Origin of the sequence: Curtobacterium sp. PhB25 (assembly GCF_004365375.1) — a bacterium.
Lineage (GTDB): Bacteria > Actinomycetota > Actinomycetes > Actinomycetales > Microbacteriaceae > Curtobacterium.
Map to the genome: position 1 here is coordinate 1 of NZ_SODR01000019.1, position 16,645 is coordinate 16,645.

Annotated in this window: 17 protein-coding genes and 2 pseudogenes; 15 read left to right on the top strand and 4 right to left on the bottom strand. The window is 65.9% G+C overall.

Annotated elements, in window-relative coordinates; genetic code table 11:
- The 3 genes and pseudogenes from EDF51_RS20110 to EDF51_RS19370 all read left to right on the top strand — a co-directional run.
- Positions 1–1,167, top strand: a pseudogene (locus EDF51_RS20110) (hypothetical protein); the annotation flags it as partial.
- 184 nt (positions 1,168–1,351) lie between these two features.
- Positions 1,352–2,020 (top strand): ParA family protein, encoded by a 669-nt coding sequence (locus EDF51_RS19365; protein WP_131847238.1) that lies wholly within the window; start codon positions 1,352–1,354, stop codon positions 2,018–2,020.
- Positions 2,021–2,022: 2 nt separating this feature from the next.
- Entirely contained in the window at positions 2,023–2,394 is a 372-nt protein-coding gene (locus EDF51_RS19370) for a hypothetical protein (protein WP_207896290.1), read from the top strand.
- A 98-nt stretch (positions 2,395–2,492) separates the two neighbouring features.
- Here EDF51_RS19370 and EDF51_RS19375 read toward each other — a convergent pair whose 3' ends face one another.
- Together EDF51_RS19375 and EDF51_RS20210 are read right to left on the bottom strand one after the other, a co-directional pair.
- Positions 2,493–3,482 carry a hypothetical protein gene (locus EDF51_RS19375; protein ID WP_131847236.1) on the bottom strand — a complete coding sequence of 330 codons (990 nt, stop codon included), beginning with the start codon at positions 3,480–3,482 and terminating at the stop codon, positions 2,493–2,495.
- Between the two features lie 3 nt (positions 3,483–3,485).
- Positions 3,486–3,830, bottom strand: coding sequence for a hypothetical protein (locus EDF51_RS20210; protein WP_207896288.1), 345 nt, complete (start codon positions 3,828–3,830; stop codon positions 3,486–3,488).
- 18 nt (positions 3,831–3,848) lie between these two features.
- On the opposite strand from EDF51_RS20210, the pseudogene EDF51_RS20380 reads away from it, so the two are divergent.
- Both EDF51_RS20380 and EDF51_RS20385 read left to right on the top strand, forming a co-directional pair.
- A pseudogene (locus tag EDF51_RS20380) lies at positions 3,849–3,947 on the top strand (hypothetical protein); the annotation flags it as partial.
- A complete protein-coding gene (locus EDF51_RS20385; RefSeq protein ID WP_243650145.1) occupies positions 3,927–4,340 on the top strand; it encodes a GH32 C-terminal domain-containing protein in 414 nt (137 codons plus the stop codon). The pseudogene EDF51_RS20380 and the gene EDF51_RS20385, both read left to right, overlap by 21 nt.
- Positions 4,341–4,425: 85 nt before the next feature.
- Here EDF51_RS20385 and EDF51_RS19390 read toward each other — a convergent pair whose 3' ends face one another.
- Both EDF51_RS19390 and EDF51_RS19395 read right to left on the bottom strand, forming a co-directional pair.
- The gene (locus EDF51_RS19390; protein ID WP_134196220.1) at positions 4,426–5,898 is read right to left on the bottom strand and encodes a glycoside hydrolase family 32 protein; all 1,473 of its coding nucleotides are present in this window, start codon (positions 5,896–5,898) and stop codon (positions 4,426–4,428) included.
- The gene (locus EDF51_RS19395) at positions 5,899–6,948 is read right to left on the bottom strand and encodes a LacI family DNA-binding transcriptional regulator (RefSeq protein ID WP_131847230.1); all 1,050 of its coding nucleotides are present in this window, start codon (positions 6,946–6,948) and stop codon (positions 5,899–5,901) included.
- Positions 6,949–7,085: 137 nt separating this feature from the next.
- Between EDF51_RS19395 and EDF51_RS19400 the strand changes: the two genes are divergently transcribed.
- The 10 genes from EDF51_RS19400 to EDF51_RS19445 form a co-directional block, all read left to right on the top strand.
- Positions 7,086–8,492, top strand: coding sequence for a sugar ABC transporter substrate-binding protein (locus EDF51_RS19400; protein WP_131847228.1), 1,407 nt, complete (start codon positions 7,086–7,088; stop codon positions 8,490–8,492).
- A complete protein-coding gene (locus EDF51_RS19405; RefSeq protein WP_131847226.1) occupies positions 8,492–9,439 on the top strand; it encodes a sugar ABC transporter permease in 948 nt (315 codons plus the stop codon). Before EDF51_RS19400 ends, EDF51_RS19405 begins: the two co-directional genes overlap by 1 nt.
- A gap of 113 nt (positions 9,440–9,552) precedes the next feature.
- On the top strand, positions 9,553–10,344 hold the full coding sequence (locus EDF51_RS19410; RefSeq protein WP_243650141.1) for a carbohydrate ABC transporter permease: 792 nt from the start codon (positions 9,553–9,555) through the stop codon (positions 10,342–10,344).
- A gap of 47 nt (positions 10,345–10,391) precedes the next feature.
- Positions 10,392–11,768 carry a glycoside hydrolase family 32 protein gene (locus EDF51_RS19415; protein WP_166673603.1) on the top strand — a complete coding sequence of 459 codons (1,377 nt, stop codon included), beginning with the start codon at positions 10,392–10,394 and terminating at the stop codon, positions 11,766–11,768.
- Positions 11,769–11,829: 61 nt separating this feature from the next.
- Positions 11,830–12,732, top strand: a complete 903-nt coding sequence (locus EDF51_RS19420; protein WP_243650139.1) for a carbohydrate kinase — start codon at positions 11,830–11,832, stop codon at positions 12,730–12,732.
- Positions 12,733–12,788: 56 nt separating this feature from the next.
- Complete coding sequence (gene tatC, locus EDF51_RS19425) at positions 12,789–13,544, top strand: twin-arginine translocase subunit TatC (RefSeq protein WP_131847218.1); 756 nt, start codon at positions 12,789–12,791, stop codon at positions 13,542–13,544.
- A gap of 40 nt (positions 13,545–13,584) precedes the next feature.
- Complete coding sequence (locus EDF51_RS19430; protein ID WP_131847216.1) at positions 13,585–13,797, top strand: twin-arginine translocase TatA/TatE family subunit; 213 nt, start codon at positions 13,585–13,587, stop codon at positions 13,795–13,797.
- Between the two features lie 35 nt (positions 13,798–13,832).
- Positions 13,833–14,159 carry a hypothetical protein gene (locus EDF51_RS19435; protein ID WP_131847214.1) on the top strand — a complete coding sequence of 109 codons (327 nt, stop codon included), beginning with the start codon at positions 13,833–13,835 and terminating at the stop codon, positions 14,157–14,159.
- Positions 14,149–15,738, top strand: a complete 1,590-nt coding sequence (locus tag EDF51_RS19440) for a glycoside hydrolase family 32 protein (protein WP_134196222.1) — start codon at positions 14,149–14,151, stop codon at positions 15,736–15,738. Before EDF51_RS19435 ends, EDF51_RS19440 begins: the two co-directional genes overlap by 11 nt.
- Positions 15,739–16,325: 587 nt before the next feature.
- Positions 16,326–16,645 (top strand): helix-turn-helix domain-containing protein (locus EDF51_RS19445; protein WP_134196224.1); only part of this gene is annotated, 320 nt, incomplete at its 3' end.

Genomic DNA, 16,645 nt, shown 5'->3' on the forward strand with positions numbered 1-16,645 from the left:
CTGCTCGCGGCCGCGGTGTCCGGGTGGACCCTCGCCGACGTCGAGCACGCCGCGAAGACCGCACCCGGCATGGAGCACTACCGCACCCGCAACCGCCCCACCGGCGGCCGCGAGCCCCGCACCGCGGCGGAGGCTGCCGCGCGCCTCGAGCGGCAGTGGGCGAAGGCGCAGGAGCGGGCCGTGCTGTACCGGTACGCGCCCGAGGAACGCCAGCAGCGCGACCTGACCCAGCTGACCGGGATCGTCGACATCGTCGATGCCATGCTGCAGGCGTTCACCGCCTCCCCCGGCCGCTGGACCCGCACCGAGGCGGACCTGCACGACAGCACCGTCCTGACCCACCTCGCCTGGCTGTCCCTGCGCTCCGGCTCTCGCGACGTCGGCGCCGCACTCCGGTCCGTGGCGATCGCCACCGGGATCCCCTCGAGCACCGCCGACCGCTCACTCCGCCGCCTCCAGGCGGCCGGATGGATCACCCGCCGACGCCAGGCAGACGGCCCCAACGCCGCCGTCTGGCGACTCACAGACCGGTTTTCCACACCCTTCTTACATGTCGGGCCACTTCACGATGTGACCGCCCGCCCCCCGGCCGACCTCTTCGACACGAGAGTCACCCTCCTGGAAGCTTTGGAAGACCGACTCGACGCTGGACGACACGACGTCTTCACTCGCGCAGGACTCGGACCCACAGCCCGCCGTGTCTACGAGAGCCTGACCACCGACGAGAACGCCCCCGAGGTCGTCGCTGACCGTGCAGGACTCCCCCGCGGCCGCGCACGCGCAGCGCTCGCACGCATGCGCCGTTGGACCCTCGCCATCGTCACACCCACCGGCTGGCGCCGGCGACTCCAGGACTTTCGCACACACGCGGCCAAGCAGCTCGGCGTCGACGGGGTCCTGCAACGCCGGGAACAGCAGTACACCGACGAGCGCGACCTCTGGGCCTGGTGGCAGAACCACCTCATCCGCAAGGCCGGCCGCCGCGGCCGCGACCGCACTCCCACCACGCAGGTCGTCATGTTCCGATCCGTCGATGACTACGGCGGTCCCGAGGCGTACCCGTCATATCCATGCTCGAGCGACGGCCGAGCCGACCACCAAGAAGCCATGCGGTTCGTCCGACGCGGGATCCTGCAGGAGCTACGAGACACGGAGTTGGCAGCTTGAACGTATCAACTCCAAGTTAACAACTCCAAACTAGTAGTTGCTACTTTATAGCTCGGCCTGTAGGATCTACTTGGCAGCTAACAACTGCGAGTTGCTAGTTGACAGTTTTGACCTGTCAAGTACACTCTACTTAGGAGTTGCGAACTCCCAACTACGAACTTGCAGTAGCAAGTTGGAGGATCAGATGCGCATCGTTACTGTGCTCAACCAAAAGGGCGGCGTCGGCAAGAGCACTGTCGTCATGAACCTGGCGGCCATTGCCGCAAAGCACTCTCGTGTGTTGGTTGTCGACCTTGACCCGTCTCAGCGCACGCTCACTGACTGGGCGGAGACCGCCGACGAGCAGGGGATCGCATTGCCGTTCGACTTCACAGACGAGAACGATCCCGCAGTGCTTCGTCAGCTTCGCGCCGCCGACAGCTGGGACACGATCTTCGTAGACACGCCTGGCAACCTTGAACCCTCCGCGGCGGAGCGCATCGGCTTGGTGCTGGACTCGACCGACTTCGCGGTCCTTCCACTTGAGCCTCAGCCGGCGAGCATCCGTCCGTTGCTCCGGACGATCAAATCCCTCGTGGAGCCGCGGGGCATCCCGTATCGCGCTGTCATCAGCCGTGTGGGCCGCAACGAGGCGTCCTACGCGCGGAAGGACGACACTTTCACAGCCCTCGATGGCGCCGGGATCCCGCATCTGAACACCTGGATCCGCGAGTACATCGCCCACTCGGATGCACAAGGAACCGGCGAAGTCGTCACCAATTACGCGTCGACCCGCAACACGAGCCTCGCGGTGGACGACTTCATGTCAGCAGCGCTCGAGCTGACAACAATCTGGGCCAACGAAGGGAAGTAGTGATGGCACGCGCGAACCTCGCCGGCATCATCGGCAAGCAGGTAGAGACCGTTCCGGTGGCGGACACGAAGGCACCGCCGAGGCCTGCGGCGCAGTCGACGCCGGCGCCCTCGACGCCCGACTCGGACGTGCCCAAGTGGCTCACGTTCGAGCCGAAGCCCACGCGCCAGCGCCGCGATCAACTCGACTGGGTCGAGGCAAAGCGCAAGGAGCTGAATGCGCTCCGGGGGCGCGCGGGAGAGCGGCTGACTGACAACACGTTGATCCGTGTCGCCATCGACCTTCTGATCGTGAACGGCGAGCGGCTGCAGGGCACCACCGAGGCTGAGCTGCGGGCGTCCCTGGGCATCACCGACGACGCCCTGCCCAAATGAGTTTGCAGTTTGCAGTTTATAACTTGTGACTAGTAACCTTGAGCGTGGTTAGCTGCTGGTCTTCGCTGCGCTGTGGCTGCCTGGGTTGTGTTCGTTCTTCAACGCGGCCGCCGCAGCTGGAATGCCGAGAGGTCTCGTGCCTCCGGCTTCCAGTCAGCCGGTCGCGACTCGAACTCGGCCAGAGACATGGGGCTGGGGTCGTTGCCTTGCACGAAGGCCATCAACGCTTTCTCCCGCATGAACACCGCTTCACGCGGAGGCGTCGTGGACACCCCGCTGTGCGCGGCGACCGCGACCAGCAGTACCCGTGCCGACGCGAGGACCGCGAACGTTGGCGCACCGAACTGCTCCACTTCGCTCGACAGCTTCTCGTCCGTGAGCCCGTCCAGCACGCTCGGTAGGAACCACGCCTTCGAGTGAGTGCCACCGCTTCCCATGTTCCAGTGGTGTGCGTCGGCTTTGAGGTACCGCTTGGCGGCGTCGGTAGCGTTGAACATGACGTTCTCGCGGTGGCCGTCGTAGGCCAGCGACGGCGTGGACCCCTTGTGGAGCGGAGCGAGCTCGACGCCGTACCTCACGAGCATGGCGCGGAAACCTTCGACGCCCTCGCGAATCTCAGCGGCACGGTCGCCGATGACCGAACGAGGGAATGCCGCGGAGTTGCGCTCCGACCCTTCGAAGGCATCGAGCTGCCGGGCGAGGATTCGGAGCATGGACCGCGCCGGGGCTGCGTCAGCGTCATGGACGTAGCAAAGCGTCAGAACGGCCTCGATCAGCGCACGCTGGAGCGTCACGAGCGACGTTGACGCCGCGCCGGCTTCCATGACGAGCTGCATCGCATGCGCGTGTTCGTCGATCGCGGTCAGGAGGCGGGTGGCGTCCTCCAATGACTCGTCGGCCATGAATCGGAAGAATCCCGCGGTGTCTGGGTCGTCAATGCCGGCGACCCAGTGGATGAGCCGGCCACGGCCGGACGAGTCCTCGCCTTCATCCCGACGCTCCACGGCTTCGACAATGGCCGCGGCGACGTCTTCTCGAGTCCGTTTGAGTAGCCGGGCACAGTAGGCCGCTGGCGTAACTGCACTCATCGACTAAGCCTCGACGCGGGGGAGCGTGGGGTCGGGAGCCTCGGCGACCGGGTTCCGGTCGCCCGCCCGGTACACCGTCGCGCGTCCGATCCCGAACAGCTCCTGATGCGCGCTCGCGCCGACGCCGGCCACGACCCCGTGCCACTGACCCATATCCGTCTCGATCAGCTCGTCGACGTCGCCCTCGACGACTACCCCGACCATCACATCCCCCTCGAGACAACACCGACCGTCGTCCTCGGCAACGGTGAACTTCTCACCCGGAACCTCGTCGACAACGCCCTGAAATAGAGCGGCGACACCCCGTCGGTCCAGGTCCGCGACGCAACGCTCACCGTCACGGATCACGGACCGGGGGTACCCACCGCGCAGCGACGCCTCGTCCGGCAAGCCGGGTACGGCTCCAGCGAGGGCACCGGGACCGGGCTTGCGATCGTGGAGTGGATCGCAACAGTTCATCACACCCACCTCCAGCTCGACACCCCACCCGAAGGCGGCCTCCGCGCCACCCTTCGCTTCGATCCGCCGCAGGACGAAAACACCCGCATCGCGCTCCTAGCGCTGATCCGGTACACGCAGGTTGGGTACGACATAAGCACCGGAACGGTGTTCATCGACCGCACCCATTCCTGGAACGTAGATTTCAGCAGCGTGTTCGCATCACGCAGTGAGGCGCCCCTGCAGCTTGCCCGCGGCGGCCTGGACCTGCGCATCCTGGTCGACGCTTCCTCGATCGAAGTGTTCGGCGCCGACGGCCAGGTCGTTCTCACCGATCAGATCTTCCCGGACTCCACCAGCACCGGGGTCAGCGCGTTCGCCACGGGCGGCACCGCCCGCGTCGATGACCTCCGAGCCTGAACTCTGAAGTCGATCTGGAAGTAACGCGGAAACGAAGTGCGCCTGCCCCGTCGTCCGGGGCAGGCGCACTTCGTCCGTGCCAGCGTTAGCGAGTGCGGACCGTCAGGCGGTCAAGCGTGAACGCGCCGTCCTGCACGAACACGCCGACGCGGCCGGCAGGGCTGTCGTAGAGGCGTGTGCTCAGCGCGACGGCCCCGTCGATGACAGCGACACAGATGTCCCCGTCCAGGTGCACCTCGATGTGGTGCTTGCCGGGGGCGAGCTCTACCGAGCGCTCGAGCTCGACGGCGTGCGGCACATCGCCGAGGATTTGCCACTGCTCGGTGCCAGTCGTGCCACGTGGCCACCGGTCCAACACGAGCCGGTTCCGGTCAGGTTCGAGGCGGAGCGCGTAGCCCTCTTCCCCGTCGTCGCTGGTGCGCAGGAGCAAACCCAGCGAGCGGGTGTCTGCTTCCAGGGTGAGGTCCACAGCCACGAGCGCTTCCTCTGGTAGCTCCGGGCCAACCCAGGATGCGTATCGGGTGGTTGCGCCAGCGCCGACGGTTGCCTCCGCACCGTTGGTCGGTTCAAGCTCCGCGGTGACGTCGACCTCGTTCGGGTACGCAGCCTTCACCCCGTCAGGTAGGTCGAACCGCAACGACCCGTCGGCACGCTGGTGGGCCTGCAACGTCGCCATGGTGCCCGCCCACTGCCACGGGCCGCCATCGCGTTCGTCTTCCTTCGACGCGATCCACCCGACGAAGTACCGCTGATCGCCAAGGGCAACTGTCTTTGCTGCGTAGAAGGCGCGGCCGTCGACTGTGTCATCAGCGGGCGCGAGCCATGGGCCGTCTGGTGACTTCGCGATACGGTATCGGGTGCAAAAGGCGTCGGAGAACTCCGAGTACACCAGGTACCACCAGTCGCCCCACTGGAACACGTCCGGGCACTCTTGCGTGATGAAGCGGTGCGGCTCCCAGATCGGCTCGGCGTCCCGCCAAGTGACGAGGTCATCGGATTCGAGGCGTGCAACGAGGCCGGAGCGCCGGTACGGCTCGCCGAGTCGCCGCGTGGCGAGGAGCATCTGCCAGGGCCGGTCGGCCGCCGGGCGGAAGACGAAGGGGTCTCGCCAGTCTTCGGGGGAGTAGCCAGCGAGCGCCGGGAAGTTCCAGTCGGGGTGCTTGACCCAGTCGGTCAGGTCGCCGGACGACGTCGCGTGCGCGATGACCTGCGCGTCCTTGCCGCCGCCATCGGATCCGGTCTTGATGTGGGGGTTGTGCCCTGTGTAGAACAAATGCAGCGTTCCCTCTTCATCGCGGACGACGCTGCCGGTGTAGCAGTCGAAGTCGCTCGCGTCGGGGCCGCCGGAGGGCAGTATGACGCCCTCGTTGGTGAAGCTGACGAAGTCGGTTGTGGTGACGGCCGCCCAGGGCATCCCCGTTGTTCGTTCGAGCGGCGGAGCGTCCGGTCGTTCGTCGAGGAGGTAGAACAGCCACGCGGTTCCGTCGTGTTCGAACGGGATGACGTCGCCGACGTAGCCATTCGGGGGTTGGAAGTGGGTGCTGGGCGGGGGAGTCACTTAGGTTCCTTCGGGTCGTGGGGCCGCGAGCGAGCTGCGGGAGACGTATTCGCAGGGCACGAGGTGTCGGCCGGGCTGTTCCGCCTCCGCCAGGAGCAGCGTTCCGGCTTCGAAGCCCATCTGCTGGTGCGGGAGTGCGACGGTGGTGAGCGGTGGATGCATCTGGTCGGCGAGGTCGGGCTGGTCGTCGAATCCGACGATGCTGATGTCCTCCGGGCAGCGCATTCCCAGCGCCTGGGCCGCCATCAGCGCACCGACCGCCATTCGGTCGTTGCCGCAGATGATCGCCGTCGGACGGGTGGCAGCGTCGTCGAGGACCTCCACCGCGAGGTCGTAGCCGGATCCCACCTGGAAGGTGCCGAACGTGATGCTGATCTGCGTCGAGGGAATGCCCGAATCGGCGGTGGCACGTTCGAGTCCACGCTTGCGCTCCTGACAGGCGTAGTCGTCCGCAGGGCCGCCGAGGAAGGCGACATTGGTGTGGCCGGCTGCGAAAACGGCGGCGGCGACGTCGTACCCGCCCTGGTATTCGTCAGCGAGTACGGTCACCGCGGGCGTATCCCCGGGCGGGAAGCAGTTAACGAAGACTGTCGGGACCGTGTCCAGTCCGTCGACAGGGGTGACGTACTCGGGCCCAGGCGCTGCGTAGATCAAGCCGGCGACGCCCTGCTGTACGAGGTTCTCAACGGCGGCCTTGCCGCCGTCGGTGGTTTGCGCGGTCTCGACTACGAAGCAGACGTACCCGGCCTCCTGCACGGCCTGCTGCACGCCGAGCACGATGTGACCGGCGTAGGGCTGGGAGACAAGCCGGTCGGCGATCACACCAACTGTGTAGGACCGATTCGATCGCAGCGACTGCGCCGCCCGGTTGGGCTGGAAGTTCAGCTCCTTCGCGGCCTCGAGGACACGAGTGCGCGTCTCAGCAGCGATTGAAACGTCCCGGCGATCGTTAAGGACGAACGACACCGTCGGCTGGGACACGCCAGCGTGGCGCGCGACGTCCTTCATGGTGACGCGCTGTGACTGCGTTGTGCGCTTGCGGTTCGCCATTGAGCCTCCTCCGTTGCCATCATCATGCCAGAAGCAAATACGTATTGCGTCCGCTCTGCATGCTGTGTACGCTCGCCATGCAAATACGTATTGGCCCCGACCTAGCGGGGTCACTATCGCTCAGAGAGGAGCGACCCATGGCGAACGGATTCAGCACCCCGATCGACCGGCGCACGCTGTTCAAGTTCGGTGGCGCAGGCCTCGCGCTGGCCGGTATCGGATCGCTGGCTGCTTGCTCAACCACCGGCGGCGGAGGCAGCACCTCCGGCACGGTGAAGATGCTCTACTTCGGTGAGCAGAGCGCAGCGACGGCCCTGCAGAAAGCCATCGAGCCGAAGATCAAGCAGCTCGACAAGAAGGCGAGCCTGCAGGTCACGGCGATTAACGGGACCGACTGGAACGACTTCCTCGCGAAGGTCCTCACGCAGATCGCCTCGGGTGACGTGCCAGACATCGTCAGCGTGGCAACCGAGGGGCAGCAGCTGCTGGCGTCGAAGAACCTCCTCACCCCGCTCGACGACTACGTCACGAAGAACCTCTCGGACCTGCACACCTACTTCACCGGGGCCCACCCGGCGCTGCTCGAGTCGACGATGTACCAGGGGCACCTCTACACGCTGCCCGACAGCTTCAACGCGGGCAGCATGTTCTACTCCACCGACCTGTTCGACAAGGCCGGCCTGTCCCGCCCGACGAGCAAGTGGTCGATGGACGACTTCCACTCCTCGGCTGAGAGCATCGCAAAGGTCGGCGGCGGCACCTACGCCTTCGACTGGGTCGTTCGCCTCTGGGGCAGCTGGACCTCGTTCCTCTACGCCAACGACGGGAACCTGCTCGAGGAGGGCAAGTACTCCGGCGGCGACTGGCTGTGGAACAGCAAGGCCTTCTCCGACAACCCGATCGGTGTCTCCGGACGCAAGGGCGGCTGGAAGTGGGGCGACCCCACGGCGAACTCGGATGCCGCCATCGAGGCGCTGCAGTACGTCATCGACCTGCAGAAGTCCGGTGCGTCCCCGTCGCCCGACGTTGGCGGTGGCGCCACGCTGCAGGGTCTGATGGCATCCGGACGGATCGGTATGACCATCGGTGGCGGCTTCTGGGCCGGTGGCCTCCACAACGCCGGGATGAAGAACGGCAGCTTCGATGTCGTCGAGTTCCCCACGTGGAAGAGCAACAAGTCGCTCTTCGGCGCCGGCGGCTACGGCATCTTCAACTCTTCCAAGAACAAGGAACTCGCGTTCGAGGTCATCAAGGTCATGGTGCAGCCGGAGAGTTTCGACGCCCTTTGGCCCGGCAACGTCACTACACCGGCACAGAAGTCGCTGATGACCGCCGAGCGGTACAAGACAACCGGGCCGGAGCACTGGTCGGTGTTCTACGACCAGCTCGACAACTCGGTGCCGATCTCCGCACCGCCGTACTACAACGCCCTCGCCACGGCTCTGAACCAGCGCACCACCCAGGCGATTTCCTCTGGGAACGCCAAGAAGGCGCTCGACGGCCTCCAGGCAGACATCGAGAAGGCAGCGTCGCAGGCTTCGTGATGACAGCAGCAACAGAAACACCAATCCGGCGGGCTGCCAAGGTCGCAGCCCGCCGGCCGGCGGCCAAGCGCGCCCGCCGACGTGAGTCCACGTTCGGGTTCCTGATGATCGGGCTCGCGGTGCTCTTTGTCGCCGTGTTCACCCTCATCCCCATCCTCGCCTCCCTCGGGCTCTCGTTCACGTCATGGGACGTCATCAGCAGCCCGAAGTTCGTGGGACTGGACAATTACAAGCGGCTCTTCACCGACGGGCCGGTCCTGGCATCGTTCGGTGTGACCGTCGCCCTCGCGATCGCCATCGTCGTGCTGCAGATCTCGCTCGGCCTGCTCCTGGCGGTGTTGGCGAACAACCGGAAGCGCAACGCCACGCGTGTGTTCTTCCGGACGTCGTTCTACCTGCCCCTGCTGGCGTCGACGGCGGCCGTGTCGATCTTCATGGGCTACATCTTCGACACCAAGTTCGGCCTCATCAACTACTACCTGAACGAGATCGGACTCCCCGGGGCGCACTGGTTGAACGATCCCTTCTGGGCGAAGGTCACGGTCGTGATGGTGGTGGTCTGGCAGCAGGTCGGCTTCACCTTCGTGCTCTTCGTCGCCGCACTGCTCGCGGTGCCCGTCGACGTGCAGGAAGCTGCAGCGATCGACGGTGCCGGCCCCTGGCGGACCCTGTTCCGGATCAAGATCCCGCTCATCAGCCCCACGATCCTGTTCGCGACCGTGATCGCGATGATCAACGCGATGCAGCTGTTCGACCAGCCGTTCATCATGACCAAGGGCGGCCCCGGCACCGCGACGACGACCGCGACGATCTCCATGTACCAGGCCGGCTTCCAGAACCTGCAGTTCGGGTTTGCCTCGGCCATCGCGATCCTGCTGCTGGTCATCATCGGCATCATCACCGGGATCCAGTTCATCGCCGCACGAAAGCTGGTGTTCTACCAATGACGACCACTGACACCCTCAACCCGTTGCACGCCCCGGAAACCGTCGCGCAGCCGGCCGTAAGCCACATCGTTCGGCGCCGCAAGCCCGTCGCCAAGGTGGGAAGCATCCTTGGGATGATCATCCTGATCATCGCCGCCGTGTTCGCCCTTGGGCCACTGCTCTGGACGCTGACCACCTCGCTGCGCACCCCGGCGGAGTCGTTCCAGAACCCGCCGCAGTGGATCCCGCTCTCGTGGGACTTCGGCAACTACGCGGCGGTGTTCAACCAGATCCCGATCGGGCAGTTCTTCGTCAACAGCGTTCTCGTGACGTTGCTCATCGTCGTCGGACAGACCATCACCTGCACCTTGTCCGGGTATGCGTTCGCGATGATCAGCTTCCCCGGGAAGAACACCATCTTCGGCATCTTCCTCGCCACGATGATGGTGCCGATCCAGACGATCATCATCCCCGTGTTCGTCATCCTGAAGGACTTGGGGCTGACCGGTTCCATCGCGTCCCTGATCGTCCCCGCGCTCGGCAGCGCGTTCGGGACGTTCCTCATGCGCCAGTACTTCATGCAGATGCCCAAGGAGCTCGGGGAGGCGGCCCGCATCGACGGCGCGAGCCAGTTCGGGGTGTTCTGGCACGTGTACTCGCGGATGGCCAGCCCGGCGATCGCGACGCTGGCGATTCTCAACTTCTCCGGCTTCTGGGCCGAGTACTACCGGCCGCTGATCTTCCTCAACCAGCAGGACACCTTCACCCTGCCGCTCGGGCTTGTCGGCCTGCAGGGGAACCTCGGCACCGGATCGATCTCAGTCGTCCTCGCAGGCGTCGTGCTGACCATGATTCCGAGCGTGCTGCTGTTCATCTTCGCGCAGCGGTACTTCATCGAAGGCGTCACCGCGGGGTCGTCCCGATGACCGACCTCCACGCCCTGCCACCAGCACCCCAGGAAGCCGCACCCGCCGTGACCGCAACAGACCACCTCCTTCCGCAGTTCCACGTCCGACTCCCTCGTGGGTACGTCAACGATCCGAACGGCCCCATCGACATCGGCGGGCAGGCGCACCTGTACTTCCAGTCCCGGCCGCGGGTGGACCTCGAGATCCCCGTCGAGTGGGGCCACGCCACCAGCGACGACCTCGTGCACTGGACGCTCCACCGGCCGGCGATCGTCCCCGTCCCCGGTGGCGCCGACTCCGGCGGCGCATGGTCTGGTAACACGGTCCTGCACAACGGCACCGTCCGCGCCTACTACTCCGGCAAAGTCGATCACAGTCCGTTCCAGTCGGTCCTCCTCGCGGAATCCACCGACGGTGGGATAACGTTCGGCCCTCCCGTGCAGGTCGTCGCCGACCCGTCTGCTGACGAGGCGATCACCATGTTCCGCGACCCATTCGTCTGGCAAACGGATGACGGATGGTCGATGGCGGTCGGCGCGGCGGCCAGGAATCACACCGCGTCTGTCCGCCACTACCGATCCGTCGACGGCATCAGCTGGAGCCACGCGGGCGATCTGGTGTCGATGGCACGCGACACGGTCAACGGCATCGATACCGGCGAAGGGTGGGAGTGCCCACAGATTCTCACCGTCGACGGCATCGACATCGCGATCGTGGCGTCCTGGTCCCACGCCGCCGGCCCGGGCGAGGTGGTCGCCATCCCGCTGGCCGTGTCTCCTTCGCCGTTCAAAGTCGATGAAGGGCAGCACTTCTACGCAGCTTCCGTGATGCGGACCAGCTCGTGGGGGCCGGTGCTCTTCGGATGGGTCACCGAAGGCCGAACCGAGCAGTGGACCGAGCAAGCAGGCTGGTCCGGCGCGATCTCTCTACCGCGCCGGGCGTGGATCACGAACGGTCGGCTCGGCACCGAACCCCACCCCGCAATCGACGCCCTTCGCGTCGGCAGCTCGCAGGCTGCAAACGGTGCTCGCATCGGCGCGCAAGCCGAAATCGTGCTGCCCGTCGCCATCACTGGCTGCATCCGGCTGCGCTTCTCCGATGCCGAATACCTCGACATCACGGTCGACGTCGATGCAGACACCCTCACCGTCGACCGGGCGCACGCCAGCACGGATTACCGCGCTGACCCGAGCCCCGCGGTGATTCGTGCTCCCTTCGACCGGACCGCGGACCGACCCGCAGTCCGAGTGCTGCTAGACGGTTCGGTTCTCGAACTGTTCACCAGCGCAGGACGTTCCGTCACCACGCGCGTCTACCCGACGCAGGCGCCGCCGTGGAGCGTGGAAGCCCCAAACCAGGCGCTGGCGTGGCATCTCAAGCCGAGCGTCACAACTGTTTCAGCTCCCGCCGCCGACGCCACGGCTGGATCCGCCTCGATCTAGCGGAGCGGCGCCGACAGGTTCGCCGACACCACCTCGTTCCCAATCATCGAAGGAGATGACTGTGCATCGAATCACCGTTGCGGGAGAAGCCCTCGTCGACATCGTCCACGACGACGCCACACGGGAGATCCCCGGCGGGAGCCCCGCGAACGTCGCTCTCGGGCTCGGACGGCTCGGCGCGCCGGTCGAGTTCGCCACGTGGCTCGGGAACGACGCTCGCGGCAACCAGGTCGCAGATCACCTCGAGGCGTCAGGGGTCGAGCTGGTGCCAGGCGTCTTCGGTGCCACGAAAACCTCCGCGGCGACAGTCCTGCTTGCTCCGGACGGTCAGCCTACCTACGAGTTCGGCATCGAATGGGACCTGCCGCACCTGCAGGACACGCCTCGATGGCTGCACATCGGATCGATCGGCGCATTCCTGCAGCCCGGAGCGGGCAAAGTGCGAGAGCTCGTTCGACGCACCGCAACCGCCGGTGGCATTGTCTCGTTCGATCCGAACATCCGACCCGCGCTCCTCGGAGATGCGGTAGCAGAACGGGTTCGGTTCGAGCAGCTCGCTGCGGACACCACTGTGCTGAAACTCTCCGACGAGGACGCCGCCTGGCTCTACCCAGGCGACAGCGCCGACGTCGTCCTCGACCGGCTCCTCGAGCTCGGCGTCACGCTGGCCGCCATCACCACCGGTGCCGCCGGCGCAACGCTCACCACCGCACGAGAGCGGATCGCCGTGCCCAGCGAACGCGTCGACGTCGTCGACACGGTCGGGGCCGGCGACACGTATATGGCCACCCTCATCTGGCAACTCCAGGACACCACCATCACGCTCGACGCCCTGGACTCCAGCACTCTGACAAGACTCGGGCAGGTCAGCGCCACCGCCGCGGCGATCACCGTGAGCCGTCGTGGTGCGGACCTACCAACCGCTGATAACGTGCTCGCAGCGCGGGGAGCGCCCACCAGATGAGCGCCCCGTCCATTTCCGGAGGGACGACGCGGCATGAGCGCCCCGCCGCCGGAACGATGTCACTCGGCCGGCACCTCAACGAGCTCCGAAAGCGGCTCTTCCGCGCGGTGCTCGCCATCGCAGTCTGCGCGGTCATCGGCTGGTTCCTCACACCGTTCGTGCTCGATCAACTCCGCGCACCCGTCACCGAGCTCGCAAACGCCGGCGGCGGTCACACCGCGGAACTGAACTTCCCCGCGATCAGCGGCGCCTTCGACCTGCGCCTCCAAATCACGATCACCATCGCGGTCGTCATCGCCAGCCCCGTCTGGCTGTACCAAGTCTGGGCGTTCGTCGTTCCTGCCCTGGTGCGGAAGGAAAAGCTCTACGCCGTCGGGTTCCTCGGATCCGCGATTCCCCTGTTCCTCGGCGGATGCTGGTTCGGCTGGTACGTCCTGCCGCACATCGTGCAGATCCTCGGCAGCTTCGTCGCCCACCAGGACACCTCGATCGTCGACGCGAAGGCGTACTACGACTTCGCCGTGAAGCTCGTCCTCGCCGTCGGTATCGCGTTCGTCCTGCCGGTGTTCCTGGTCCTGCTCAACTTCGTCGGGGTCCTCACCGCGAAAGCGATCCTCGGCGCATGGCGCATCGCCGTGCTGTGCATCCTCATCTTCACTGCACTCGTCACACCGTCCGCTGACATCGCGTCGATGTTCTTGCTCGCCATCCCGATGGGCGTGCTCTACCTCGCAGCGTGCGCGGTCGCCTGGCTACACGACCGCCGTCTCGCCCGGCGCCTCTCGACGGCTTCCTCAACCACCACCCCGTGACGTAGCGTCCGCTGCGCCGCCTGCACACGAAGGACTCATCATGCTCGGCAACCTCACCGGCATCCACCTGCTCATCATCCTCGGCATCGTCGTACTCCTCTTCGGCGCCACCAAGCTGCCCGCCCTGGCAAAGGGGCTGGGACAGTCGCTCAACATCTTCCGCAGCGAGATCCACGCCGGCGACAACAAGAAGAGCGCAGACCCGGCCAGCACCCCGGTCACACACGACGGCACCGTGCCGTCCCACGAGTGAGTTGCTCCCTGGCGGGCTGACGAAAGGAAAGCACCGTGGACCTCGAGAAGCTGCTCGTCATCGCCGCCATCGCAGGGTTATGTCTGGGACCGGCTCGGCTAGCTGCCCACACCAAGCAGCTCACCGCTCTCTTGCGTCAACTCCGGGGATGGGCTGACACGACTAAAGCGCAGATCGAAGAGCAGACCGGGGTCGACATCGACTGGTCCGAACTCGATCCGCGCCGCTACGACCCGCGCCGCATCATCCGCGACGCTCTCACGCAACCCCAGACACCACACGAACCGGCCGTCCAACCAACGGCGCTCACCCACACCGCAGGACCAACCAACCCTCGAACCGGAGTCAACGATGACCTCTGAAATTCACCGCCGAGCCCTCTTCCAGGGCGCCGGAATCGGCGCCCTGGCGCTGTTCGCCACCGCGGCACCCGCTGAGGCCGCCCAGGCCGCCACCGCCGGATCCGCTTCAACGTCAGCCACCGCAGCGACATCATTCCGCGCGAAGTACCACATGACCCCGCCGGCTGGATGGCTGTCCGACCCGCAGCGCCCGGTGTTCACCCGGGGCGCCTACCAGCTCTACTACCTGCACTCCGATGTCGACAACGGGGACGGTGGGTGGGACCACGTCTCCACCACCGACGGCATCAACTTCACCTTCCAGGGCACCGTCATCCCCCTGCAGACCAACCTGCCCACCTGGACCGGCTGCACCCTGATCGACACGAACAACACCGCCGGCTACGGCGCCGGCGCCGTCATCGCGCTAGCCACCCGCCCCACTGGAGGCGTTCGGAAGTATCAGGAGCAGTACCTCTTCTACTCCACCGACGGCGGCTTCACCTTCACCGCCCGACCGACCCCCGTCATCGTCAACACCGACGGACGCGCCGCAACCACCGACGCGCAGATCTCCAACGCCGAGTGGTTCCGCGACCCCAAGGTGGCCTGGGACGACGCCCGCAACGAATGGGTCTGCGTCATCGGCCGGCAGCGCTACGCCGCGTTCTACACATCGAAGAACCTCATCGACTGGACGCTGCAGCACAACTTCGACTACCCCGACCACAACCTCGGCGGCATCGAATGCCCCGACCTCTTCCAGATCACAGCAAATGACGGCACCAAACACTGGGTCCTCGCCGGCAGCATGGACGCCTACAACGAGGGGCTGCCCTGCACGTACGCGTACTGGACCGGCTCCTGGAACGGCACCACGTACACGGCGGATAACCTCACCCCGCAATGGCTCGACTGGGGGTGGGACTGGTACGCTGCAGTCACCTGGCCTGCCAACGAAGCGCCGACAACAAAGCGGTACGGCCTCGGCTGGATGAACAACTGGAAGTACGCGAACCGGCAGGTACCCACCGACGCATCCGATGGGTACAACGGCCAGAACTCGATCGTCCGCGAGATCACGCTGCAGAAGCAGACCGATGGTCGCTACACCCTCCTCAGTGCACCGATCGCGGCGCTCAAGGGCACCGCGAAGCGGACCGTGCCGATTGCGAACCAGACCGTGAACGGTTCGGTGGTGTTGCCCTACAACGGCCGCGCGTACGAGATCGAGCTCGACGTCACGTGGACCAATGCCACCAACGTCGGAGTCTCGGTCGGACGTTCGACGGACGGGGCGCGGCACACCAACATCGGTAAGTACGGGAGCGACCTGTACGTCGACCGCGCGCCGTCCGACCGTGCAGGATTCGCGTTGGCGCCCTACACGCGGGCTGCAGCGCCCATCGATCCGGCCGCCCGCGCCGTGCATCTCCGCATCCTCGTCGACACGCAAAGCGTCGAGGTGTTCGTCAACGCCGGCTACACGGTCCTGTCCAACCAGGTGAACTTCGACGCCGGCGACACAGGTATCTCGCTGTACTCCGACGGCGGTCCCGCCACCTTCTCTAACATCACCATCCGCGAATACGGAAGCTAGCACGCGCAGGGCGAAAGGCAGCAGCTGCCTTTCGCCCTGCGGCGGCTTCTGCGCTGCCCGCCAGCCGGTCGCCTTCCGGTGCACGTTCGGCGGCATCAACCGCGACAACTTGCCCCTGTCCTGCTTGACCCGGGGAATCCCGTGTAGGTGTCCCGCGAAACTGCCCGGTGAGGGTGCGACAAACGCAGCACGTCGTCCGCCTCGTAAAACTATAGTTTTCCGAGATGCAGCCGTGAGACACATTGCCATGTCGGTGACATCAGCATCCAAGCGGGTGCCGCTTGTCTCGGAATGTCGTCTCGGCCTGGCTGGTGGCTCGTTGCGTTGTCTTGACGGTTTGTGGGACGCAGCGCGTGGCAGAGGGCTTGGGGGAGCTGTTGGCGAGCCCGTGGTGTCGCCCTTTCCGCGGGAGCAGTGAGGGTCCCTGAGGGGATCGCTACGCGGTCATGCTTTCCCAGAAGATGAGTTCGCTGCGGCCCGCTTCACTAAGGGGGATGCCAGCAAACCGTGCCGGCTGCGGCGGCCGTCCTCGGGGACGCTTTCACGATCCGTGACCGTGGTTGGTGGGCTGGGTCTACGGTCGGTTCATGTCGACGTCGTCGGACGAGCTTGCAGCGGTGGGGATCGATGTTGGCGTGCAGAAGCCGGCGGCGGCTCGGGCGTTGGTCTGTATCGGGTCGCGGTATCGGGGGCGGCTGACAGCGCCGGAGATCGCGGCGGCGAGCGGCTACAGCAAACGGGGCCTGCAGGAAGCGTTCCAGCGGGACCTGGGGATGCCGCCCTCCCTCGTAGTCCGGGTGCTGCGGTTGCACCGGGCACGACAGATGATCCTCGCGAACCCGTATCAGCCAGTCGGAACGGCCGCGGCGGCGAGTGGGATTGCGCACTTCGGCCGGTTCTCCGCCTA

Excerpts from the sequence above, each read along its gene's own strand:
- EDF51_RS19365 (WP_131847238.1), top strand. The coding sequence starts at position 1,352 with ATGCGCATCGTTACTGTGCTCAACCAAAAGGGCGGCGTCGGCAAGAGC.
- EDF51_RS19370 (WP_207896290.1), top strand. The coding sequence starts at position 2,023 with ATGGCACGCGCGAACCTCGCCGGCATCATCGGCAAGCAGGTAGAGACC.
- EDF51_RS19375 (WP_131847236.1), bottom strand. The coding sequence starts at position 3,482 with ATGAGTGCAGTTACGCCAGCGGCCTACTGTGCCCGGCTACTCAAACGG.
- EDF51_RS19395 (WP_131847230.1), bottom strand. The coding sequence starts at position 6,948 with ATGGCGAACCGCAAGCGCACAACGCAGTCACAGCGCGTCACCATGAAG.
- EDF51_RS19400 (WP_131847228.1), top strand. The coding sequence starts at position 7,086 with ATGGCGAACGGATTCAGCACCCCGATCGACCGGCGCACGCTGTTCAAG.
- EDF51_RS19405 (WP_131847226.1), top strand. The coding sequence starts at position 8,492 with ATGACAGCAGCAACAGAAACACCAATCCGGCGGGCTGCCAAGGTCGCA.
- EDF51_RS19410 (WP_243650141.1), top strand. The coding sequence starts at position 9,553 with ATGATCATCCTGATCATCGCCGCCGTGTTCGCCCTTGGGCCACTGCTC.
- tatC (WP_131847218.1), top strand. The coding sequence starts at position 12,789 with ATGTCACTCGGCCGGCACCTCAACGAGCTCCGAAAGCGGCTCTTCCGC.
- EDF51_RS19430 (WP_131847216.1), top strand. The coding sequence starts at position 13,585 with ATGCTCGGCAACCTCACCGGCATCCACCTGCTCATCATCCTCGGCATC.
- EDF51_RS19440 (WP_134196222.1), top strand. The coding sequence starts at position 14,149 with ATGACCTCTGAAATTCACCGCCGAGCCCTCTTCCAGGGCGCCGGAATC.